Source organism: Clostridium sp. D33t1_170424_F3 (genome assembly GCF_015667585.1).
GTDB lineage: Bacteria > Bacillota > Clostridia > Oscillospirales > Acutalibacteraceae > Anaeromassilibacillus.
Genome location: NZ_JADPEG010000010.1, coordinates 28,307 through 51,307 on the forward strand (window position 1 = coordinate 28,307; position 23,001 = coordinate 51,307).

Below are 23,001 nucleotides of genomic sequence, written 5' to 3' on the forward strand. Positions count from 1 at the left end.
CTTGTTGCTTTTTATAAAATGCTCTCGTTCAAACGACATGATTCTGTGCGGAGGATTTAAATATTCCCCCTTTTACCAAGCCGTTTCATCAAATATATTGCGCCTGCCGCTGTAATCAGCAGCAGTCCCAAAGCGGTATACAGGACCGTACCTGCACCGCCTGTCCTGGGCAAATGGTAGCCGTCTGTGTTCATAACCTGGACACCCGGTATGCCGTCTTCCACCGGAAGAATTGCCTGCGCCATCGACTGCGCCGCGCCATTGCCTTGAATATCCACTCCATCCAATTTCAGGAGGAAGTGCACCGGCTTACCTAAAAGCTGGTAACCCGCCGGCGCTTTGGTCTCAACCAGGTAAAACTCCCCCGGCGCAAGGCTGCGTACCGTAATCACCCCATCCTGATCCGTTATCAGCGGGGTTTCGTTTACTTTGATCCCATATATATTGTCCGCACCGGGGATCGGCCCGGCGTTTGGACTCCCTTGATTTGCCGCACGGTAGAGATCGAACTCCGCGCCGGGCAGCAGCTTATTCTGATTCATTAAATCGGTCTTTCGGATGATGAGACCGTTTCCCGCGATCTGTATCACCGGATGATTGTAGAGTTCCTTATAACTCTCTCCATCCGCCACATATCTTACTTCGGCGGACTGGTTGGAATGGAACCCCGGTTTTTTCGAGCTGGTGTCGTTGGCATAGCGACTGTTCTCGTAATCGGTATATGCGTCTCCCTTTACGTCTCTGTAGCCATCCAATCCATTTCTCAGGTTGTCCGCGTACTCATCGTAAGCCGTTTGGGTGGTTTTGACGTTAAAGGACAACATGTAGGTACAATCGGCTTGCAGCTCATAGTCCGGGTTGAATACAACCTGTACCGTACCTGTGGAGGCGTCTGCCGTCCCCGGCGTGGGAGTATACGTCACGTTTTGAACCACAGAAATTTTTGTACCATCATCCTGCGTTACCCGATTGCCGGGCAGCGCCGCCCCTATGGTCCCCTGTGTTCCCGGCCCGGTCCCCTGCCAGAGGGACACCACCGTACCGTCGGCCTTTCTCATTGTGACCAACACGTCCGGCTGTTCGCCATACCACTTTACATATTGGCTCAGGTGGTCTGTAATCGCAGCATGGCTTACCGGCTTTCCGTACATGATACTGTGAAAGGCATTTTCGATCGCGTCCGTGTCGTTGGCCACAAAGTAGTGTTCACTGCTGGTAGCAATTTTCTTGAGACTGTCCGCCATCAGCGGACTGCTCGTATCCTTTGTACCGCCGACGCCCAAGGAATAGAAAACTGTGTCGTCATGAATTTTATGCAGGAATTCTGCATAGTCAAGCGTCGGCTGCTTTGCGTAATTGCCTGAGTTGCTCGTACCGGTTCCAAACCGGCCCTGGTAATACTCGCTGTCAAAGGCGCCAGACTGATTGTAGTTTCCAGGAGTAAAATAAAACCGAGTGGAACCGCTGGGCTGATAGGAGAACCTGCCATAAACATCTTTGGAAATCCCGCTCGTATTTGGCGTGAGGTAATAATAAGTCGGATACCCATCGCTGATAAAAATCACATAACGGTGTGCATCAGGACGCTTGCTTTTGGATTCATCCAACAGATTTCCTGCTTTGCGCAGCGCCTGCATGATGTTTGTACCACTGCCGGAACTGCTGCTGACGCCCTGCTCTTTCAGAATATCTTTTAAAAGCGGTTTCAAATCATTCGTTTCCAATGTTTGATAATTTCTGCTCCACCCGGTTCTACACCATGCGTCTTCCGCACCGGAGCTGTACAGTTTGCCGTTTGATTTCAATCCATCTTCCCCTATTGCACTTTGCCAGGAACCAGAATATCCAACGACGCTGACATTATTCCGTGGATCGCTGTCTAAAACCTTCTTTGTAAGCCATTTCGCGTTATCCACAACCACTTTCGCCCGGGTATCGCCCCCCATATCCTTTTCCTGCATGCTGTTGGAATTGTCCAAAACCAGTACGACATCTGCCGGCGAACCGATCATTCCTGCCTTTACATTCAAATACAGGCGATAAAGATCCGTGAGATTTGCTGTACTATCATCCAACGTGGTATCCGGATTGTTTTGAGCGTCCCGCAGGGCGTCAATGGTTTTGTTATGTTCCAGCCCCATTTTATCCGGGATAATCGCTTCTTTCGTATTGGTAATGGCATAGTCTATGTTGAGGACTTCTTTTTCTTGCCGCTCATAGACGGTAAACTTGGAAGCAGACCTGGTTGAAGTTGTTGTACTGGCCTGTGCATTGCTTGGAGCACTGGAAATGTAATACGAATAGCTTCCGGACTTTGCCAAAAGGCGGGAACTGCTGTCTAAATAGAAGGTGCGATTGCTGTATTGCGTATCCGACGGCCTTGCCGCACAGACTTTATTGTTATACAGCGCTAAATCCATGTTGCTGTCCACGTTAGTCAACTTGAATCCACTTCCATTGGCAGTCGCCATCCACTCCCCGCGCGCTCCCAATTGATCATTTACTGTATAGGTTGTTAAATTGGAACCACTGCCTGCATAACCCAATGCTTTTCCACTGGAATTGTATACGATCCGGTAGGTTTCGCCGTTGGTAAAACCGGAAACTTTTTGCCAAGTAACCACATGCTCCATTTCCTCTGTCCGGTTAACCGTTGCTTCATAGCCCATCACCGAATCTTCCTCTACCGTATAAGCAATCTGTTCTCCATCTTTGTCTGACGGGAGGTCATTCCAGGTATATTTCCATGCATTGCTATTGCTCAGCGTAACCGCCGGTTCAATGCGCGTACCGTTTTTCACCAGCCAAACTTTGAGGCTTTGAGGATGATTTCCGTTGTCTCCGGCCCAATTCTTGGCAATGGATACATTGGTTGTCTGCCCGTTCTTTCTGTTTATAATGGGGAATGCGCCGTTCTCGGGCGGGGCCTCCCCATTCAGGGTCGCGCCGCTTTCGGCAACCTGTACGTTCCAAGGCCCGGCAGGCAATGTAAAGCCGTTTGCCGCTTTGGTTTCAAACAACAGGTAATTGCCCAGCGGCAAGTTATTGAACGTAATCTCACCCGATCCCCCGGAGGTTTGCGTTTGAATCGGGGCCGTATTCTTCTTTTCCCCGTTCTCGTCTGCCCCATATAACGCAAAGGTGACGCCAGACAACGTGTTCCCTTTGGTATCAGTCTTTTTCAGGATAAGTTTTCCCGTTTTCTCACTCGCGTAGGTGTTAGTCACCATAACGTCAGCCGTATCCGGAGATTTGAAGGGCAGTTTATAAAGCGCACCGTTTTCCTGAATAACGGTATCCGCAATAACAGCGCCATTATGGGTAGCGTCAAGCTCGACTTGCCCTGAAGGAACAAGAATGGTGCCCGCGTTCTCCGAACTCCAGGTCACAGTACCGGTATAAGGCTTGCCATTGGCAACCAGGTTCCAAAGCAATCTGGATTCCCAATCGCCGCCACTGCCGTTTACACCGATTCCATGCAAATTAAGCGATACTGTACCAGCAACCTTTGAGCAGTCTATATTCACCAACAGATACTGATCTTCGTTTAGGGGGAATCCATCATTTCCAATCGTATTTCCTGCGTCTGGGTTTCCACAGAGCTGTTCTCCCAAATCACTTAAATCCAACGTTCCCGTTGCGGGAACCGTAAGGTTCAAAACTTTTATGCCCGGCGCAGTGTCCGTATCAGGCTTGATATTGCCGTCCGAATCACAGGTCGGTAAATAGTTTGTTTTTGCCGCCGCCATTTGCAGGGACAGAGCCTTTAATCGTTCAAAGTCGCTCGTCCAGATATTTTTGCGGCTTGCGGAATAAACCGCTCCTTCTATTCCAGCTTCCAGCTGAACGGTCTTTCCATTGGCTTTGATATACCAGCTTCCGTTGCCGTCCGCACGACCGCACTCATATGTATCGCTCACATACAGTACACCGCCGCGGAGATTGAGCGTATCTCCCAACTGGGCAAAGTTTATAAACTGTTCTACGTAATTGTCTTCACTGCCGCCGGAAACCGATTCATTACCATTGTAAGAGACGGTAAAACCATTTCCTTCTTCCTGCTCCATCAACGGTTTTCCATTGGGTCCATCCAATTCAAATACATAGTATTTTTGATCGGCGGCCAATCCGGTGACCGAAGCGGTTCCCGCCCCTGTAACTTGGGCCTGCTTTTCCGGTATACCAACCGGCGCTCCATTCACCATCTGACTGGCAGAATAAACGCCAAAATAGAAGGTCTGGTCCTTGCCGCCGCTGCCTTCCAGCTGGTTTTGAACCTCCAATGCGAATTCCGCAGCAGCGCCATACACCTTTTGGCTGTTTCCAAGCTGAAAGTTGTTTGCCGTCAGGTTTTGAACTGCGATATTGCCTTCCATATCGCCTCTGCCAGTCATTTGATTGGCAAACACTGCGAACTGGTTGGCATCACCCAAACCGGTCGTAATCTGTTCCAACGTCAGAGTTCCGTCGGCAGCTGCCAATACCACACTGTAAATGGAGAAGTGATCTGTACTCATGACGACCGATCCGTCTTCCTTCATCCAACTTTCCATATCGGTGGCACTTTCCGCATTTTCGTCCACGTGATACACTTTTGCGCGTGTGCTTCCCGCCTCTGCCTCCATTAAATCGGAGAAGGTAACGATTACCGGCTTGAGCGGCTCGACCTCCTTATTATCCAGAAGAAGCTTGATGTCAAATAAGCGGCGCTCAATGGGCTGCATTTCATCCGCTTCCATCGCTCTGTCCAGCGCGTCCAGGGCTCCTGGCGTCGGCGCTTTTGACTCTTCCCCTTGCATCGGCAATTCTTCCACGCTCAGAAGCAGATTGCCTGCCGGGAAGGCGTCCTCCGTGCCTGTCATCGTCACGGTTACGCCGCTGTTCGTTACCGCCGTGAGCGTCCGTTCTTCCAACGTCTCTTTCCAATTCAGTTCCAATGCGGCGGCGTTTCTCGATGCTATGTGCAGCGCCCTCTCGTAATTGTCCGCCATCGCACAATGGAATTGCAGGAACTGGTCCGCCTCATCCTCGGCAGGAAATTCCTCCCGGCCCGTATCATTGTCATCCAGCGGCACATCAGAGGAAAGGTTCTTATCTTTCCCTTCTGTGAAGTCCTCCGTGCCGGCATCTTCTGCCGGCGCTTCGGAACTGACAGTGGAAGAATTTTCATCTTCCGGCGTATACGTTTCTTCCGAATCAGAAGACGTCGCTTCTTCAGAAGGAGCCGTCTCTTCATCCCACTCCGCCTCGGGAGACGCATCCTCCGGTTCCTGCGTGGATGCAGAATCATCGATATGGTCTTTGCCTTTCTCATTTTCTTCAGGATCTACCGTCAGCACATCCTCAAGCAGTTCGTCATCCAGCGCATATGCGGGCTGGAATATGCTGGCAAACAGACCTTTCTGTGATTCTTTTTGGGAGGCATCGTCCACTTCTGCTTGTTCCGGCTGTGATTCTTCCTGTGAAGAATTCCCGACATCCTGTATCTTGTCTTCTCCGGTAGCTTCGGCAGGCGTCTCCGGCATTTCTCCCAGCGGTACATCGCCTTCCTCTATTTCTGTATGGTTCGGTTCAATCCCGCTGCCAGATTCGCACGCAAGCGTAAATGCGGTTATCTGCCCGGGCTCCAAGGCAAACCAGTAGTTGGTTTCTCCCTCCGCCTGCCGGTCACGGTTCAGGATCAGCACACTTCCATCCTCTGTTTCAATTTCGCAGGCATCCTGTTCATCAAACTCATATTGTCCGGACAAACCTGCGCCGTTGCTCAATGTATGCAGCACAAATATGAAGGGCTCTTTTCCCTCCGGGGCTTCCGCCGTCACGTGGGTTTCCATTGTCTCTCCCAACACGGCTACCGTCTGCTCCGCCTCTATCTGTGGCTGTGTTTTCGCCATACTGACCGCAGGCAGACTCAACGCTCCATATACAGAAGCGGCTATCATCACACAGGCCAGCGAGAGCGCCACGTACGCATATCTCTTCTTTTTATGTTTTTTCAGGTATATCCCCACTCGATCCATCAATTCGCTGCGCAACGCTTTCACCTCCTTCTCAAACTCTTTTAACTCAGCTAATGGTTCCGACTCTGTCAAACGGCCAGAACCGGAGCCATACTTTTCCTACTACAAACTCATCGGAAATACATCCGATTGCCGACGAACGGCTGTCGACCGAAGTCGACCGATGATCTCCCATGACAAAAATCCGATTATCCGGAATCTGATAAGGAAACTCCAGGTCGCATTCCCCCAGACTTTTTTCAAAAAGATACGGTTCATCCAGTTCGTCGCCATTGACCAAAACCGTACCGTCCTCGCGGATCACAATCTGATCGCCCTGCAGGGCAATGACCCGTTTGAGTAATATTTTATTATTATAGTAGAACGCCACAACCTCGCCGCGGCGAAACTCTCCCATTTTAGTCGCCAGAACCAATTCGCCATTTTCCAGTGTCGGCTCCATGCTGCTGCCGTAAACCTGAAGAATCGGCAAAAAGATGGTTGCAACCAGCACGGCCACAGCTGCAACCGTTATCAGGATGTACATAGTCCCGCGCATGGTGCGCGAATATTCCTTTTTACGGCTCCTGCGCTGCAGTTCCTTGTCCAACTGCTCCAACGTGGGCCGTTCCATCTTCTGCTTCGTCATATTCGATGCCCTTTTCTGTTTCTTGATTCGTTTCCTGCTGCAAAGATGTTAAATCTGGTTTTGGTATGACGATTTGAATGTCGGTCGCAGCCAGCATCGCTTCCAGGCCCTCATGACTTTGGTAAAAGTCCTCCAATCGGATCTGGAGCTCTTCCCAGTAAGCATTTGCTTTCTTTTGGGACTCCTCCTCAAGCGTGCGGCAACGTGCTTCCAAATCTTTGAGGCGCAGTTCCATTTGCAACGCGGCGTCCGCTTCCTGCTTTTCCATCCGCTCCTTAAAAGCGTCTTCACGTTCCTGCACATTAAACAGATATTGATCCGCAGCCGCCTGTGCAGTCTGAAAGACATTATTTAAACGGAGCGCTGCTTCCGCCAAAGAACCGCATTCTTCAATCGCGATCGTCCTCGCAGACAATTGCGATTGTAAATCGGCAATTTGTGCCTGCGCCTGCACAAGCTCCGCTTCCTGATCCCGTATGATGGTTAATAGCTCTGTTTTACTGAGATTTCTTATTCCTTTTTCTGTCATAGGACAACCTTCCTATCCTGCACTTTTTATACAACAGGTTCCATCATTCAAAGCAGCCATTCTATACTGCTTCGGACAAGTATACTATTTTGCCGGTAAAAAACGGCCTTTGGGCCGCCTGCTCTGCGTGAAGCATTGTTTTCCTGTGTGAAACTTTATGATTCAAGTATACATAGCACGCATTCCAAAGACGTTCCTTCGGCGTTCCAATTCCGTACCAAAGCAGAGAAAAGAACGTAAAAAAACTCAGGTAAAAATGACTGTTTTTCGTCATTTTTACCTGAGTTCTGTTTAATAGTCTTATTTTATCTCAATTTTGCGCCACTTCCAATGCGGCCAGCGTCGTTTCTCCCCAACTGTAATTGTTCATATAGCTTCCACGGAAAAGCCCTTGCCCGGAATCCGCCCCTTCCAGATAGAGGTAGTAATCGCAGGTAAAACGTGAGATGTCCACACATCGTCCATCATTGCGGGACAGCAGAATATCCCCAATCCCCGCCTTGTCCAGACTCTGCTTTAACCGCAGCGCCACTTTACGATACCGGCTAAGCGTGGTTTTATTCAAAGGCTCATCCTCCCAGAGCAGACTTACCGCCTCGCTGGAGGACAGAATGCCGCCCCGCCGGTCCACCAGAATCGCCAGCAGCTCCTTTGCCTTTGCGGAACTGAAAGAAAGCGGCTCGTTATCGACAAACAAATCAAAATATCCAAAGGTCCGTACAAAAATCTGTTTTACTTCCTTCCGTTCTTCTTCCGCAGGCACAGGTTCCCCACTTGGCGCACTGGTCTGGCATTCCACATGAACAAAACCGTCACCGCTATTATTTTTTGCCGCATACAGCCCTTTGTCCGCAAGCGCGTAAAGCTCGTCGAACGTTTTGCCGTCCTGTGGGAACAAAGCCACACCGATACTGACGGTTACGCCCATTTTTTCCGCATACCGGTTCCGGACCGCTTTGCAGATGGAGTCCGCCCGGCGCATGGCCAAAGAAGCATCTGGGATATTGGTCAGATAAATCAAGAAATTGTCCCCCTCAAACCGGGCGAGCAAATCATAGGAACGCAGCATTGCGCTCATCACATGGCTGAGGTTTGTCAGGAGTTTATCCCCCTCCAAATGCCCGTTTACTTCGTTAACCATTTTGAAATGGTCAAGATTCAGCATCAGAAGCGCATGATACAGTTCTGCATTCTCGTTGATCCGGTTCACCTGGTCGCAAAACGCATAGCGATTCAACAGGCCGGTCAAAAAATCCCGGTCGGCCCGCTGCCGGAGCGAAAGCAGCTGCCGTTTATCCGCATCAATATTCGTAATCTGGAAGATACCGCGCACATCCGCAGAATAAGGATCCTGAAACATCCGGACATTTTCCCGGACCCATATCTCCTGTCCGTCCAATACTGCCAGAAATTCCAGTTCTTCCTCCTCTCTGCCGTCCGCATATGCTTGAAGCAAGCGGAACCGGTTGTTAAACTTCCGATATTCCGCTTCCGACGGAGGGGAGATAAACCGCTCCACCGTGCGCTGAACCATTCCATCCAGCGTCCCATCGCTTTTGCCGCAAATGGAATTCATCAGCGACCCTTTTTCCTGGTCGCAGCGGTCTCTTGTCAGGTTAAATACATAATAGCTGTACTGATCGGATGTAAGCCTTTCAAAATGCTGCGAAAACTGACAACTGGCCAGCTCCAGCTCATAGCGGTCATTTATATTTTTGAAAGAAATGACCGCATAGGCCGGCTGCCCGTCCGCATCCTTTACCAAAGTAAAATCCACCTGATACCAGGAATACTTGCCCGTGGCGTCCTTCCCGCAAATCCGCGCACCGCCGGCAGCGTCTCCCCGCAGAATAGATCTGTAGAGCGCTATGTATGTTTCCTGACTTTCCGTTGCCACCTGTTCCAGATGCAGATCGTGCTCATCCCGTACGTGTATCTCCGTCATCAGCCCAAATCGTTCGGCTGTCTGATCATCCAGATATGCCGTGCGCTCGGCCAGATCAAATTTAAAGACGGTCCGCCCGCTGTGCGCGGCAATGATCCGCAGCAGCTCCTGTTCCTGGCACAGCCGATCGAGCTTTTTTTCCTTCTCGCAGCGGTCGGTTATATCTTCAAGCGTTCCAACAGTGGAAACAGCCGTTCCATCCTTTGCATAGACCATCGTATAGCGCGCCAGAAACCACCGGTCCCCTCCCGTTCCGTCCTTCCACTGGAGTACCGTCTCTCCGCTTGGTTTTCCCTGTTCAATTTCCGCATGAAAAGCCTGATAGCGCTCTACACTTTCCGGAGCCAGTTTCCCCATCGAAAGAATACTCTGCGGCACGTCTTCTATCACATCCGGCACGTTCAAACGTTTTGCGGTCCGCCCTGCTATTTCCAGACGTTTGGATGCAAGATCATACCGGCACAGTAATTTGTCGCTCTGTTCGATTGCCAGACGATATTCTTCCTCTCTGGCACGCAGCTGCATTTCGCTTTCCTTGCGTTTTGTGACATCCAGCAGAATACTGAAATAAATCAACGTTCCGTCATAATACCGGTCCAACTTCGTGTGGTCGCTGACCCAGAGGTAAGTCCCGTCCTTTTTGCGCACGCGATATTCCAGCTCATATTCCGGTACTGGCAGGTGAACAGACATGCCAAGGCTATGGATATGCGCTCCGTCCTCCGGCGCCAGCAGATTCTGATAGCCCGAACGGAGAAGCGTTTGAAATTCATCTGTACTGTAACCCAACAGCAAAGGAATATTGGGTGATACCAGCAGCGGCTCCAACGTTTCAGCATGGCGGATCAGAATGCCTCCAAAATTATAGCGGCTGAACACCTCCCGAAAATAAGCCATCCGCTTTTTTTCCAATTCAATTCCTACCATTTGCTCATTATCGTTTAGGATCAAATGCCATTCTTTTTCATCCTCCGAAGCCGGAGACATATGTACGGCAAGGGAACCGATTCGGTCGTCTTTTCTGCGGAATATCCAGTAGAAATCCTTGCTTCGCAGTTGGATCGCCTTCAAGAATTCTTCCGGATAGACAGACAACTGGTTTATACTATTATCATATAATGTGTAAAATTCCTCTTCTGTACAGCCGACCAATCGGAAAAAGGCGGGATTCGCGCAGCAAACGCGCACCTGATCCTGCTGCTCCAGGCAAACCCGCGCCACACCCAAGGGGAACATGTCAAACGGACGATCCAGCTTTTGAATGCCCTGGCAAACCGCTGCTTCTTCACAGTTGGAAAGTTCATTGTGCAGTATCAATTTTGTGACATCCTCTACAATGCCAAAAAAGATGACCTGATCAGCGGAGCGTTCCAATACCATTGCGAAAACCGATAACCGGCGGTTCACCCCATCAAAGCAAACTGCGTGTCCTGCATACTGAAATTCACTTCTCGAAGTGGAATGCAGCAAGTTTACACTCAATTGACTTCGCTCCGCTTCTGCAAGGCTTTTCCACACCGGTTCCAGGCTCTGGCCGCCATGTCCCAACAGTTCCCGATAGCGCCGGTTTGTTTTCATTAAAACCAGATTGCCGTCCTGTTGTAAACAGCATACGCATGCCATCCCTGGAATTTCCTCTAAAGAAAATCTTTCCCAGCGAATTGAATTCATCTCATTCACAAAATCTCCCCCAGATATTCATTTAGAACGCAGGCCATCTTCTTCCCAAAACATCCCTGCGACCAGCGGGAAACATATTATGTATCTTCCTGCTACGGCTTGTTTCCGTTTCTCGCGTAATTAACCGTAAAACTCAGACTTTTCATTTCTTTAAAAAGTCTGAAAATGTTCTAATTTTTTTCAGTATTAACCCGTATTATACAACATAATTTATTTTTTATTTCTGATACTGGAAAGATTCCTGATAAAGTTCAGTTAAATATTTTTGAGAGTTGTTCTTTACTTATTCATAAAATAAGCCATTTTATACCATCTATGTACCTCTGCAAAATCTTTCAGCATATAAAAAAAGCGATTTATTGTTCACCAATAAGTCGCTTTTCGTATTTCTGCCGCCTATTTTACAGAAGCGATGCGGCGCTGCATTTGCTCTGCACCGTTGGCATATTCCAAAGCAGTATCCGCCTGAATCATTCCCTGCTGCCAAAGCCGGAAGATGGATTGATCCATACTCACCATGCCCTGACTTCCGGATGTTTGTATGACGTTGTCAATTTGATAGCTCTTGTTTTCCCGAATCATGTTCCGGATAGCCGCATTGTTATGCATAATTTCAAACGCAGGCCGCAGGCCTCCCTCCTTATCCGGTATCAGTTGCTGAGAAATTGCCGTGTGCAGCACCATACTCAGTTGTACGCGCACCTGATCCTGTTGATCGGACGAAAAGCTGTCGATGATGCGGTCAATCGTGTTTACCGCGCCTTTTGTATGCAGGGTTGCGATGACCAGATGCCCCGTCTCGGCCGCCGTCATAGCGGTTCGGATGGTTTCATAGTCCCGCATTTCCCCCAACAGGATCACGTCCGGCGCCTGCCGCAGACAGGCCCGCAGGGCGGAGAGATAATTTACCGTATCAATGGCAATTTCCCGCTGGCTGACGATGCTCATGCAATCCCGGTGTAAAAATTCAATGGGGTCTTCCAGGGTAATAATATGAGCGGCACGCGTATGATTGATGCGGTCGATAATACATGCCTGCGTAGTCGATTTACCGCTGCCCGCCGTACCGGATATCAGGACCAGCCCGTGCGTTAAATTCGCCACGGACATGACCTCATCGGAAATGCCCAGCTTTTTATAATCGGGGATGTCAAACGCGACCACTCGGATCACCGCCGCGAGAGATCCTCTCTGGCGGAAGGCGCTGACACGAAAACGGGCCAAACCGGGCTGGGCAAAGGAAAAATCATCGTCTCCTTGCGATAAGTAGTCATCTATATTCCTGTTTGCCATTGCATATATTTCACGGATCAAAGACTCGGTCTTCTGCGGCAGAAGGCGCTCCTGCTCCATTGGAAGAATTTTTCCATCAATTTTATAGCTCATGAACCCCCCGGCTACCATAAAAAGGTCTGAAGCTCCGTCTGTTACCCCGCGCTGCAAATATTCCAACAATGCCATACGGCTGTTTCCTCCTTATTCGCCTTCCCAGACAGACAGATTTGCATCCGGCGTCCAGTCCGCTGTGGATACCTCCTGCCAACGGAGGACGGTCCAGGTATCCATTTCTCTTTGCAAAACCACCTGCAATTCCTGTGTATCCGACACCTGACAGGTATAGCGGTAGCAATTCCCCTCCCGGGTCACGCCTTCTGGATGTTCGCCCGCCCGCAGATGGGCGAACATCTCTTCCGCCTCCGCATCGGCAGCATAGTAATCCGCTACCGCCTGTACGGAAGCGTCTGATAGTCGTGTATCCGCTTGCACAGTGGATAAAACCAGCAGCGCAAAAGTCGTCAGGCACAATACCGCAAAGATGACCAACAAAGAGCTGCCCCCTGAGACAAAGGGCGGCGTAGCACGCCGTTTACGACGCATGCGCGCTCACCTCCTGCCAGGCCGCCGTCAACTGGAACAGGACTTCCTGGGTACCGTTCTCCTCTTGATTGGCAACCACCTGCACGTTGGCTTTATAAAATCCTTTTAAATCGGTAGGCTCTGCAACCGCCCGCAAACTATAACGGAACGGCATACCGCCGGGTACTTCCCGCCAATCCTGGTCATAGAATACCTGCCAATTCTCCTGAAGGACCTGTCCGCCCATGCGCTCCGCAGCCGCAAGCTGCGCCTGCTCCACAGTGCCTCCCGTGGACTTCATAATTTCCACAGCGGTCTGCGCCATTTGGACCGCCCGATCCCGTTCCTCATTATAGATGGATTGGCGGCTGGCATACACAAACGTCTGTACGCAAAGCGCCGCCGCCAGGGCAAACGCAAGCAGCATCAGCACCTGTTCCATCAGAACCAATGTAACACGGCTCCGATTCACGCCGCCGCCTCCCTTCCGCTGCGCAGAGACAGAATCAACGTCTCCGTCTCCGTTTCCACGGTCAGAATATTTTCCTCTTTGAAAAATTTTAGTGCGGAAGCTTGCAGCACCTCGTTTCCATCCTGGGGTTCAAATGCGCCGTCCGCTTCCGCAAACAGTTCCCTGACTGCACCGTCATACCAGTAAATACGGGTATCATAGGTTGCGCCCTCAATCTCCTGCCGCAGATATAACGTGGATATGCCGTCGTCGCGGTCCGGTTCCGAAAAGCCCCCGACAAAAACCGCGCCCTCCCGGTCGCCGTGGCGCACTTTGGTCGCGATGTACTGCGCGCAAAGTCGCCGGTTGTAGCTGCCGGCGCCCCGCTCCGCGACCCTGCGATAACTGTTTGCACCGGTAAAAAGCACCAGCAGCAGGACAGCGGCGAACACGGTAAAAAGAAGCAGCACAAACAGACTCTCTATATGACCCTGTCTCCTTTGATTTCTCATGATACACCTTTCATTGAAGCGGTACTACCGTAATTTCCGGCATTTGATTATCTGCAAAAATTTCATAAAACACGGCAAAACGTTTGGAATCCACCTGGATTCCATACCGCCGCTGCAATTCCTCCAACGTGGAAGGATAGACTCCCTCTGTTGTGTAGCAGGTTACCGCCGCCCGCCGCAGGTTATTTTCCAGTTGCTTCTGAGCCTCAGCGCTCTGCCCATCCCGCAGATTCCCTATTGCCGTGAAGAGCGCCAGCACTCCGCACAGCACAAGCGCTGGAAATAATAAAATCTTCCATCCCTGGAACTCTCTACGCCGCCTCATCCAATCACCTTCTTACATTCTCTTGCGCCATATCATAGAGCAGACATGATATGGATGAGCGGCAACATGACCGATAGGAGGATGGCACCGATCATAAAGGAGGTTACAATGACCAGAGCCGGTTCCACCCGGCCCACCTTTTCTTCGATGCTCTCCTCCGCTTCTTCTTCAAGCCTGCGGGCAATCTCCGCCATCACTGTATCGCCGGAGCCACTGCGAAATCCCAATGCCAGCAGCCGGCAGGAACCTGCGGGCAACAGGCCGCTTTCCTTCAGCGCCTCAGCAAGTCCAGCGCCGGCAAACAGCCGGTTCCGGCAGTCCTCCATCCGCCCTGCCGCGGCAGCCGTATCCCCGGCAAAGGGGGTCGCCGTTTCCAAAGCCGCCTCCATGGATAAGCCGCTCCGCAGTCCCATTGACAAAGCAGAGGCAAACCGGGCTGTGGCAATTTTTCCGGACAAGCCCTTTTCCCCATGATGCCGGTTCCACCAGCTTAGAAACGACATACGCAGAGGCGCGCTTGCCGTAAAAGCCGTTGCGGTTGAAACCGCCAGGGCCAACACGACGCACAGCGCCGGCATACAGGCGTCCAATATCATTCCCAACTGTAAAAGCCCGCCGCCCAATCCTGTCAACCCCGTCCCCATCTGCGCAAAAACCTGATCGAATACCGGCAATACCTTTGCCAATAATACAACCAGCACGACCAGCATCAAAAGCGCCAGTATGGACGGATATAAAAGCGCGTTCCGGATTTGCCGTCCAAGCCTTCCCTGCGCTTCATAATGGTTGGCAAGGCCCTCAAATACCTCTTCCAGCCTGCCGGACTGCTCCCCGACCCGAACCATCTCCACCAGATAAGCCGGGAATACCTTTGCGCCATCCAAAACGGAGGACAGCTGTTCCCCATCCTCCGCCCGCGCAGCTAATCCGGCCAGAAAAGCGGCGCTCTCGCCGTCGCTTTCCTCCGCCAGCAGGCATAACGCATCGGCTGTTCCAACGCCGGCCCGGATCAGCAGGGAAAACTCCATGCAAAAATCGGAAAGCGCTTCATTAGATAAAATTGTTTTTTTCATTATATAACCGCCTCATAAAAAATGAACCTGCACCAAAGTACAAGTCCATTTTATCCATTGTTTTTCTTCACCCTTAATAAATGTATTTCGCACTGTAGTTGGCGTCGTTGCCAATATATTCCATAATCTTTTTACTCTGTTTCCCACTGGAAGCAAAAGTCGGGTCCATCAGCTTCCAGGAAGTTCCATCAAAATAGACGATCCCCTCAACCCAACCGGTTTCCTTGGAATACACATTGATCCAGGCATGGTAAATACTGCCGCTGTATCCCACCACCAGTTTTGTAGGGATATTCTGACTGCGGAGCATAGCGGCCATCACCGCGGCATAATCAAAGCAAATCCCTTTTTTCTCAGATAAAACCGTATCCAGAACCGGCAGATACCCGCTCTGCACTGTGGCCGCTTTCTGATCATCATAAGTGATGTTCTTGACCACATAGTCGTAAATCGTCTGCACTTTTTTCAGCGGATCGCTCTCGCTTCCCGTCAGTTCCGCCGCCTTTTTTACTACCTGGCTGTCCGGCGTATAATTCACATACTGGTTCGGCAGCAGGAACGGGGCAAACTCATCCTTGAGCGCAGCGGTAAACGTAACGGATACGACCGTAGCATAGCTGGTTCCAGAAATATTTTCGAACACCGTTACCTTGTAACCGCCGTTGCCGTCGGACAAAGGGAAAGCCGCATAGTCGGCTCCCGCCGTCAAATTGTATGTATAAACGGTCCCGCTGGGACCTTTGACCTGCGCTTTGAGTTTTTTGCTGGTGGCCGCGGCATATCGCGCCATCACATATCCGTCAGCTGTATTGGAATAATCAATCTCCGCTTTCTCAATCTTTTTCACCAGAGAGCCGGAGGCTTTCGGCATTGTACTATTGGGAATAGCAGGCGCTTTTGCCAGCGCTACCGCTTCTTCTGCAATATTTTCGACGCCCAAATCCACAGATGCAATATACGCGTCCGATTCTGTCGCCTCGATGGGATCCGACGTACAGCCGGCGCCAAATAAAAGAACAAGCGCCATCAGCACCAACCCGATCTTTTTACCAGCCCGATTCATGAGCCTACTCTCCTATTCTTTCCAGCATACATATTACACTACATATTTGCATGGTATTTCTATCTTATAATAGCACAGCCTGTTGCATATGGAAAGAACAATCAGAAAATATTTAAAAATGTGTTTTCTATCGACCTTTTTCAGCACGATTTTCCTTTTCTGATGCTTTTTCCATATCATTATAAATTGAAAGCTTTAGGACAACGAGCAGGCCTTTTCTCTGCATCGCAATTGACAACTCCCAATTGAATTATCCGGAAATTCAGGTATAATATAGAAACGAGTATTCCATGGACTGAAAGTTCAACATACAAACAGCCGTGTTTATCTCAGGCTTTTGTTTTATTTACCATTAGAAGGAATTGAGGTGAAGCTATGCCCTCCACCAAAAAGCGTTCCGGTATTGGCAGACTTCCCCACCCGATCCATCCTCCGCAGCAGGTGCTTTTTTTGCTTCGTCTGTTGCAGGAGCAGGGTTTTGAAGCATATATTGTAGGCGGTTGTGTACGGGACAGTTTTCTCGGCCTGCATCCAAACGACTGGGATATCACCACCTCTGCCATGCCGGCTGAGGCGGTCAGTGCGTTGCCCGGTTACCGCATTTTGACCACAGGGTTAAAGCATGGCACCATTACGGTTCTGACCGACGATATGCCGGTTGAAGTCACCACCTACCGGATTGATGGTACCTATTCAGACGGACGGCATCCGGACGCCGTTTTCTTTTCCCGCAGTCTGCGGGAAGACCTGGCGCGCCGGGACTTTACCGTCAACGCGCTCGCCTATTCCCCAACTATCGGGTTGGAGGACCATTTTAATGGCCTGCACGACCTGCACAGCCGTACGCTGCGCTGTGTGGGAATTCCGGAGCAGCGTTTTCAGGAGGACGCGCTCCGCATCTTGCGTGCGCTCCGTTTCGCCGCGACGCTCGGTTTTACCATTGAAAAGAAAACCGCCTACGCAATTTATCAGCAAAAAGAGCTTCTGCGGCAAATTTCCGCAGAACGCATCCAAGCGGAATTCAGCAAACTGCTTTGCGGACGCAACGCGGAACGCGTCCTGCGCAAATACAGGGAAGTCATCGCTGTCTTTATACCGGAAATCCAACCGATGGCAGGGTTGGACCAGCACAGTCCCTACCATATTTACGATGTATGGGAGCACACCATCCACGCGGTCTCCGCCGTCGAGCCGATCCCGGAACTGCGGCTGGCCCTGCTGTTGCACGATATTGGCAAGCCTCAGTGCTTTTCCATGGACGCAAAAGGGATCGGCCATTTCTACGGACATCAAAAGCTGGGAGCTGATCTTGCGGAAAAAATACTGGAACGCCTGCGCTTCAGCAGGCAAACCGTGCAAACCGTAACGGCACTGGTCCGCTACCATGATATTTCCATAACAGACGACGAGATCCGTGTCAAACGCTGGCTGAACAGGCTGGGGGAGCCGCTCTTCCGCATGCTGTTACAGGTAAACCGGGCCGATACCGTCGCACATTCCGCTGCCGCCGCCGTGCGCATGGAGATGATTCGCCGGGAAGAATTTGTCCTGGAAAAAATTCTGGCGGACAAGCAGTGCTTCCAGTTGAAGGACCTGGCGGTCAGCGGCAAAGACTTGCTTGCAATCGGCGTTCCTGAGGGCCAACCAGTCGGCAAAGCGCTGCAGACCCTGCTGGAAGCCGTTATTGAAAAACGCTGCTTTAACCAAAAAGAAGCGCTTCTGGTTTACGCCAGGAAGAATATCCTGAAATGAAAGGAGCCGCCGTATGCCGGAATTTGTACAGCACACCATCGGTCCTGTCTATGACACATCATCGAAAATACTTATTTTAGGGACGATGCCCTCTCCTAAAAGCCGGGAATACGGTTTTTTCTATTCCCATCCGCAAAACCGTTTTTGGCGCGTGCTTGCGGAACTGCTGCAAACGACGGTTCCCTCCTCCAATGAAGAAAAACGCCGGCTTTGTATCAGCCATCACATCGCCCTGTGGGACGTGCTGCAAAGCTGTTCCATCGAGGGCGCGGACGACGCCAGCATCCGGGAACCTGTTGCCAACGATATTGCCGGACTTCTGCGGGAGACCGGTATTCGCAAGGTTTTTACTACCGGGACAAAAGCCGCCGCACTCTATAGACGGCTTTGTTTTCCGTCCACTCAGCTCTCCGCCATCGCGCTGCCATCCACCAGCCCGGCAAACTGCCGCCACTATTCCTACCCGGATCTGGTGGACGCCTACCGCGTCATTCTGGAATATTTATAAAGAATGTGCAAAAGATAGGCTTTGGATTTTACGTGACAAATCTGCACAATTCTTGTATAATAGCAACATAACTCTTTCTTTTTTCTTTGGATTGAAAAGAGAAAGTAAACAAAAAGCCGGCTGACCGCTGTTAGCCAGGCTTTATCTTTAACAACAATTTGAACAGCGGAGAATGAGGTTTTTACCATGTGGGCTTATGAAAGTGTTTTTTATCAAATATATCCTCTGGGGTTCTGCGGCGCGCCCCGTCAAAACGACGGCGTTTTGGAGCCGCGCATTCGGAAGGTGGCGGATTGGATTCCGCATATCAAGAACTGCGGCGCGGACGCCATCTACTTTTCGCCGATCTTTGACTCCGACGCGCACGGCTACGACACCCGCGATTACCGCAAGCTGGACTGCCGTTTGGGTTCCAACGAAGACTTTGCCGAAGTATGCGGGGAACTGCACAAAAACGGGATCAAAGTTGTGCTGGACGGCGTATTCAACCATGTTGGCCGCGGCTTCTGGGCCTTCCAGGACGTTTTGAAAAATCGGGAACAGTCCCCCTACAAGGACTGGTTCCACATCAATTTCGGCGGAAACGACGGCTATAACGACGGGCTTTGGTACGAGGGCTGGGAAGGCCATTACGAGCTGGTAAAGCTCAATCTGCGCAACGAAGCTGTAATTGAGCACCTGTTCTCCTGCATCCGCGGCTGGGTGGAAGAATTTGACATCGACGGCCTGCGCCTTGACGTCGCCTATTGTGTAGACCGCGATTTTCTGCGCCGTCTGCGCGGTTTCTGCGATACATTGAAGCCGGAATTTTTCCTGGTTGGAGAAATTCTGGGAGGAGATTACACCCAGATCATGAACGACCAGATGCTGCACAGCGCAACCAACTATGAATGCTATAAAGGTCTGTTTTCCAGCTTGAATTCCATGAATCTGTTTGAGATCGGCCATTCCCTGCTGCGTCAGTTTGGTCCGGAAAACTGGACGCTTTATAAGGGGAAACACCTGCTCAACTTTGTCGACAACCACGATGTGGCGCGCATTGCGAGCAATCTCACCACCAAGGAACATATTCCCATCATTTACGCCCTGTTGTTTGGCATGCCGGGCATTCCCTGCATCTATTACGGCAGCGAGTGGGGGGCAGAAGGCAAAAAGGAACATGGCAGCGACGACTCCCTTCGCCCCTGCTTTGAACAGCCGGAAAGCAACGAACTGACCGAATGGATTGCCAAATGCGCCGCGGCGCACAAGGGCAGCAAAGCTCTGTGCTACGGCGATTTCCATTCCATCCTGCTCACCAACAAACAGTTTATCTTTGAGCGCAGCTTTGAGGGACAGCGTGTCCTGGTCGCCGTCAATGCGGACAGCGAAGCCTGCGACGCGCACTTTAACGCCAACGCCGGACGCGCCAGGGACCTGATTTCCGGTGAAACACATGACTTTGGCGGCGGAAGCCAATTGCCGCCCTACAGCGCGTTTTTCTGGGAAATTTACTGACGGCACACAAGGACCTTTGTAAAATCTGCACAGTATGGCAAGACAATGAAATAAATGGTGTGAAACCCATATAACAAACGCCCATGAATTCCAATTAAAATCGGAGTTCATGGGCGTTCTTTCACCATGTCAGCAATGAATTTTTTTTGTAACAGCTCCTTTCATTCAGCTGACCCGCTCCAGGTCCCGTTTCAGCCGTTCAATGATGCGCTTTTCCAGGCGCGATATGTAGGATTGGGAAATACCCAGACTGTCTGCCACCTCCTTTTGCGTGTGTTCTTTCGTATGATTCAGGCCGAAGCGGAGCTGCATGATTTTCTTTTCGCGCGGGGCCAGATGTTCCACCGCGTTTAGCAGCAGGTCCCGTTCTACCTCCTGCTCGATCCCGTGGTTGACAACGTCCTGCTCGCTGCCCAGTATGTCGGAGAGGAGCAGTTCGTTCCCGTCCCAGTCCACGTTCAGCGGATCGTCAATGGAGATTTCATTCTTCTGCTGGGAGCTTTTCCGCAGGAACATCAGAATTTCATTTTCAATACAGCGGGAAGCATATGTCGCCAGCTTGATGTTCCGTTCCGGGCAGAACGTATTGACCGCTTTAATCAGTCCTATGGTGCCGATGGAAATCAGATCTTCCACGCCGGCATTGCTGGATTCAAACTTTTTCGCGATATAAACCACCAAACGCAGGTTATGGGTGATCAGCGGCTCCCGGGCATTCTGTTTTCCCTTCATAATGTTTTCCATCACAATTGCTTCTTCGTCGCGCGTCAACGGCGGCGGCAAGGTTTCCGGGCCGTTGATGTAGTGGACCTCTCCCTGCAGGCCCAGACGGAGCAAAAAAAACGACCATTTGCTTTTCAGCCATTGAAACAGGCTCCATTTTTTCATTTTCAACGCAGTTTCCCTTTTTACCGCTGCCGCCGCGGTTTCGATTCTTCCGCCCTCGGCCAGATTTGGGCGGAATCAGCCGTCTGCTCACGGCATTCAGGACAACAGGTCGGGATTGAGCAGCGCGCTGAAATCCCCTCCCGAAAGAGATTCCCGGGTGACCGCGATATAAACGTCCTTTGCTTCTATTTTCTTTTCCCCGGCGAGTATCACCAGTTTATCCGGACGGAACGCGGGCAGGATGCCGCTTCCTGAAACCGTCTGGAACGGAACCACACGAAAGGAAGACCTCTCCTCTTCCGCAGGCAGGATATCACAAAACGCGCTTTCCTCCACTACCACCACCGGAAACCCTGAAAACGGCTCCACAAGGGTATTTCCCGTGTCCACCTTCGCTTTGCAAATCCCGGTCAACCCCTTATATGCAATCAATATCCTGCAAAAAAGGAGCGACGGGTTTTGCCGTCCTGTAATGCGCTGGATGACGCGGATGGTCAGGTAGCACAGCACCGTTACCACCAGCAGGAACAACGGAGAAATTTCAAAATAGACGACGGAATTTTTAATGAGCAGTCCCTGCGGCGCGATGAAAAACCACAGGCAGAGCATAAAGCCGGCAAAGGCAAAATTGGTTATGTAGAAGCAGGCCAGCTCCCGCAAAAATAGCTTGCATGTTCTGCGCGGAAAAGCCGCGAGTACGATTGTAGCAGACATTGCCAGCTTGACCAGAAGCGATAAAACGGAGGGCAACTCCGGGAGAAAAATACTGAGCGCGTAAAACGCGCCCAGCGCCGCCGCCGCAACCAGCCGTCCCCGTCTGACGGAAATGCTGAGAAACCGCGCAACCGCCAAAAGCAAAAAATAGTTGATAAACAGGTTGACGCCGATTAGTACGTCCAGATAAATCGTCTGCGTGTGTGTCATTCCCCCTTTCCCTGCGATGAGGCTGTATCATTGATCTTTATTATAGCGGGTCCATTTTGCTGTTTCTGTCAGAAATTGAAGGGTGTCCCGTACCTTTTTCCGTTGGAATGACAAAAAGAGCCGATCCAAAAGAGGTTTCTTTTGGATCGGCTCTGCTTCTTTAGCCCTGTGGATTTTCGTTTTGATATTTCTGCTTTGCCTGCTGGACCTTTTGCTGCTCCGCCTGTGGAGTCGTATACCAGCCGCGCTTTTTCATCTCGTCAAACACATCCGCCTGGATTTGGTGCTCCTCGGTCAGAATGTTTAAAAACTCGTCGCGGATATTCGGCGTCGCACACTCATTCGTATACGTGTTGTACGTATCCGTAATGAACTTCTGAGAAGTCAAAACGTCGTCAAATACTTCTTTTTCCTGCATACTCATAGCATATCCCTCCCTAATTCAAAAAGCTCAGAAGCTTTTCATAATGGGTCTGGTGTTTTCCGGCAATCGCTTCGCATTTCTGTTTCAATTCCGGGTCGGTACACTGTTGGGCATATGCCTTGCATTTGGTAATGAGCAGCTTTTCTCCGCTGAGCTGATCCTCAATTGCAGAGAGCTCCTTTTCGGTCAATGCCATTTGAACACATCCCTTCTTTTATTTGCGCCTGCCCTGCGGCCGCGCCTTCTTTATTTTGAAAGATTTCCTCTGTTTTTATACCATATGGGGCAAAAAAGAATGCCCCGCCGGGCCGCCATCGCCTGCCGTTATCTGCAGCTTATGTAGCCCGGCGAACCTCTTCCGTACTGCCCAATCCAAAACTGATGCTCAGTGCCTGATCCACCTGTTCCATGGACGCGCGGTCTATGCGTCCCATGCGCTCCTTCAGTCTGTGCTTATCTATGGTGCGGACCTGTTCCAATAAAACCACCGAATCCTTTGCCAAGCCGGTATTTTCTGAGTCAAGCATAATATGCGTGGGAAGGTTTGCCTTGGCACGCTGGCTGGTGATCGCGGCCGCGATTACGGTTGGACTGAACCGGTTTCCTACATCATTCTGAACAATTAGCACCGGGCGCACTCCGCCCTGTTCCGAGCCGACCACAGGGCTTAAATCGGCATAGTAAATATCGCCTCTTCTAATGTTCACTCTTTTCACTCTCCGAATAATCATGTGATGCCGGTTTCCGAATCGTTATAAGATTTTAAAACCAGCTGAACTGTCTTGCTCATGAGCCTGTTTGTATTGTTGGCGGCGCCATTCGCGTTTATGCACAACGCTCCAAAGCCACAAAAAAATTTCCCAGGCTCGTTACCATAATATTAGAGAGCAGCGCGGGTTGGCACAAAAACAAAAATGATAAAAAA

19 protein-coding genes are annotated in these 23,001 nt (G+C 50.8%); 3 read left to right on the forward strand and 16 right to left on the reverse strand.

Translation table 11 applies throughout. The features are described from left to right. Positions 1 to 56: 56 nt before the first annotated feature. The 11 genes from I4V53_RS08135 to I4V53_RS08185 form a co-directional block, all read right to left on the reverse strand. Positions 57 to 6,035: a SpaA isopeptide-forming pilin-related protein gene (locus tag I4V53_RS08135; RefSeq protein WP_195985201.1), complete on the reverse strand. Its 5,979-nt coding sequence runs from the start codon at positions 6,033 to 6,035 to the stop codon at positions 57 to 59. A gap of 31 nt (positions 6,036 to 6,066) precedes the next feature. Further along, positions 6,067 to 6,648: a signal peptidase I gene (gene lepB / locus I4V53_RS08140; RefSeq protein ID WP_195985202.1), complete on the reverse strand. Its 582-nt coding sequence runs from the start codon at positions 6,646 to 6,648 to the stop codon at positions 6,067 to 6,069. Next, the gene (locus I4V53_RS08145; protein ID WP_195985203.1) at positions 6,578 to 7,177 is read right to left on the reverse strand and encodes a hypothetical protein; all 600 of its coding nucleotides are present in this window, start codon (positions 7,175 to 7,177) and stop codon (positions 6,578 to 6,580) included. Before I4V53_RS08145 ends, lepB begins: the two co-directional genes overlap by 71 nt. 310 nt (positions 7,178 to 7,487) lie before the next feature. Continuing rightward, positions 7,488 to 10,700: a diguanylate cyclase domain-containing protein gene (locus tag I4V53_RS08150; protein ID WP_195985204.1), complete on the reverse strand. Its 3,213-nt coding sequence runs from the start codon at positions 10,698 to 10,700 to the stop codon at positions 7,488 to 7,490. Positions 10,701 to 11,198: 498 nt separating this feature from the next. Beyond that, positions 11,199 to 12,263, reverse strand: a complete 1,065-nt coding sequence (locus tag I4V53_RS08155) for a type IV pilus twitching motility protein PilT (protein ID WP_195985205.1) — start codon at positions 12,261 to 12,263, stop codon at positions 11,199 to 11,201. Between the two features lie 15 nt (positions 12,264 to 12,278). Then, entirely contained in the window at positions 12,279 to 12,680 is a 402-nt protein-coding gene (locus I4V53_RS08160) for a hypothetical protein (RefSeq protein WP_195985206.1), read from the reverse strand. Next, positions 12,670 to 13,131, reverse strand: coding sequence for a hypothetical protein (locus I4V53_RS08165; RefSeq protein WP_195985207.1), 462 nt, complete (start codon positions 13,129 to 13,131; stop codon positions 12,670 to 12,672). The genes I4V53_RS08160 and I4V53_RS08165 overlap by 11 nt, the downstream gene beginning before the upstream one ends. Further along, positions 13,128 to 13,580 carry a DUF4860 domain-containing protein gene (locus I4V53_RS08170; protein WP_195985208.1) on the reverse strand — a complete coding sequence of 151 codons (453 nt, stop codon included), beginning with the start codon at positions 13,578 to 13,580 and terminating at the stop codon, positions 13,128 to 13,130. Before I4V53_RS08170 ends, I4V53_RS08165 begins: the two co-directional genes overlap by 4 nt. Before the next feature lie 52 nt (positions 13,581 to 13,632). After that, positions 13,633 to 13,947, reverse strand: coding sequence for a hypothetical protein (locus I4V53_RS08175; RefSeq protein WP_195985209.1), 315 nt, complete (start codon positions 13,945 to 13,947; stop codon positions 13,633 to 13,635). Between the two features lie 32 nt (positions 13,948 to 13,979). Then, entirely contained in the window at positions 13,980 to 15,020 is a 1,041-nt protein-coding gene (locus I4V53_RS08180; protein WP_195985210.1) for a type II secretion system F family protein, read from the reverse strand. A gap of 73 nt (positions 15,021 to 15,093) precedes the next feature. After that, the gene (locus I4V53_RS08185; protein ID WP_195985211.1) at positions 15,094 to 16,083 is read right to left on the reverse strand and encodes a transglutaminase-like domain-containing protein; all 990 of its coding nucleotides are present in this window, start codon (positions 16,081 to 16,083) and stop codon (positions 15,094 to 15,096) included. A gap of 375 nt (positions 16,084 to 16,458) precedes the next feature. On the opposite strand from I4V53_RS08185, the gene I4V53_RS08190 reads away from it, so the two are divergent. The 3 genes from I4V53_RS08190 to I4V53_RS08200 all read left to right on the forward strand — a co-directional run bounded on the left by I4V53_RS08190 (position 16,459) and on the right by I4V53_RS08200 (position 19,840). After that, a complete protein-coding gene (locus tag I4V53_RS08190; RefSeq protein ID WP_195985212.1) occupies positions 16,459 to 17,835 on the forward strand; it encodes a CCA tRNA nucleotidyltransferase in 1,377 nt (458 codons plus the stop codon). Positions 17,836 to 17,848: 13 nt separating this feature from the next. Further along, positions 17,849 to 18,343 (forward strand): DNA-deoxyinosine glycosylase, encoded by a 495-nt coding sequence (locus I4V53_RS08195; protein WP_195985213.1) that lies wholly within the window; start codon positions 17,849 to 17,851, stop codon positions 18,341 to 18,343. A 186-nt stretch (positions 18,344 to 18,529) separates the two neighbouring features. Continuing rightward, complete coding sequence (locus I4V53_RS08200) at positions 18,530 to 19,840, forward strand: alpha-amylase family glycosyl hydrolase (protein WP_195985214.1); 1,311 nt, start codon at positions 18,530 to 18,532, stop codon at positions 19,838 to 19,840. 165 nt (positions 19,841 to 20,005) lie between these two features. Here I4V53_RS08200 and sigE read toward each other — a convergent pair whose 3' ends face one another. The 5 genes from sigE to I4V53_RS08225 form a co-directional block, all read right to left on the reverse strand. After that, positions 20,006 to 20,728 carry an RNA polymerase sporulation sigma factor SigE gene (sigE, locus tag I4V53_RS08205; RefSeq protein WP_195985276.1) on the reverse strand — a complete coding sequence of 241 codons (723 nt, stop codon included), beginning with the start codon at positions 20,726 to 20,728 and terminating at the stop codon, positions 20,006 to 20,008. A 96-nt stretch (positions 20,729 to 20,824) separates the two neighbouring features. Beyond that, the gene (locus I4V53_RS08210; RefSeq protein ID WP_195985215.1) at positions 20,825 to 21,652 is read right to left on the reverse strand and encodes a sigma-E processing peptidase SpoIIGA; all 828 of its coding nucleotides are present in this window, start codon (positions 21,650 to 21,652) and stop codon (positions 20,825 to 20,827) included. Between the two features lie 160 nt (positions 21,653 to 21,812). After that, the gene (locus tag I4V53_RS08215; RefSeq protein WP_195985216.1) at positions 21,813 to 22,076 is read right to left on the reverse strand and encodes a spore coat protein; all 264 of its coding nucleotides are present in this window, start codon (positions 22,074 to 22,076) and stop codon (positions 21,813 to 21,815) included. Positions 22,077 to 22,089: 13 nt separating this feature from the next. Further along, a complete protein-coding gene (locus I4V53_RS08220; protein WP_050698333.1) occupies positions 22,090 to 22,272 on the reverse strand; it encodes a hypothetical protein in 183 nt (60 codons plus the stop codon). Positions 22,273 to 22,411: 139 nt separating this feature from the next. Then, positions 22,412 to 22,783: a type II toxin-antitoxin system PemK/MazF family toxin gene (locus tag I4V53_RS08225; protein ID WP_050698334.1), complete on the reverse strand. Its 372-nt coding sequence runs from the start codon at positions 22,781 to 22,783 to the stop codon at positions 22,412 to 22,414. Positions 22,784 to 23,001: the final 218 nt, after the last annotated feature.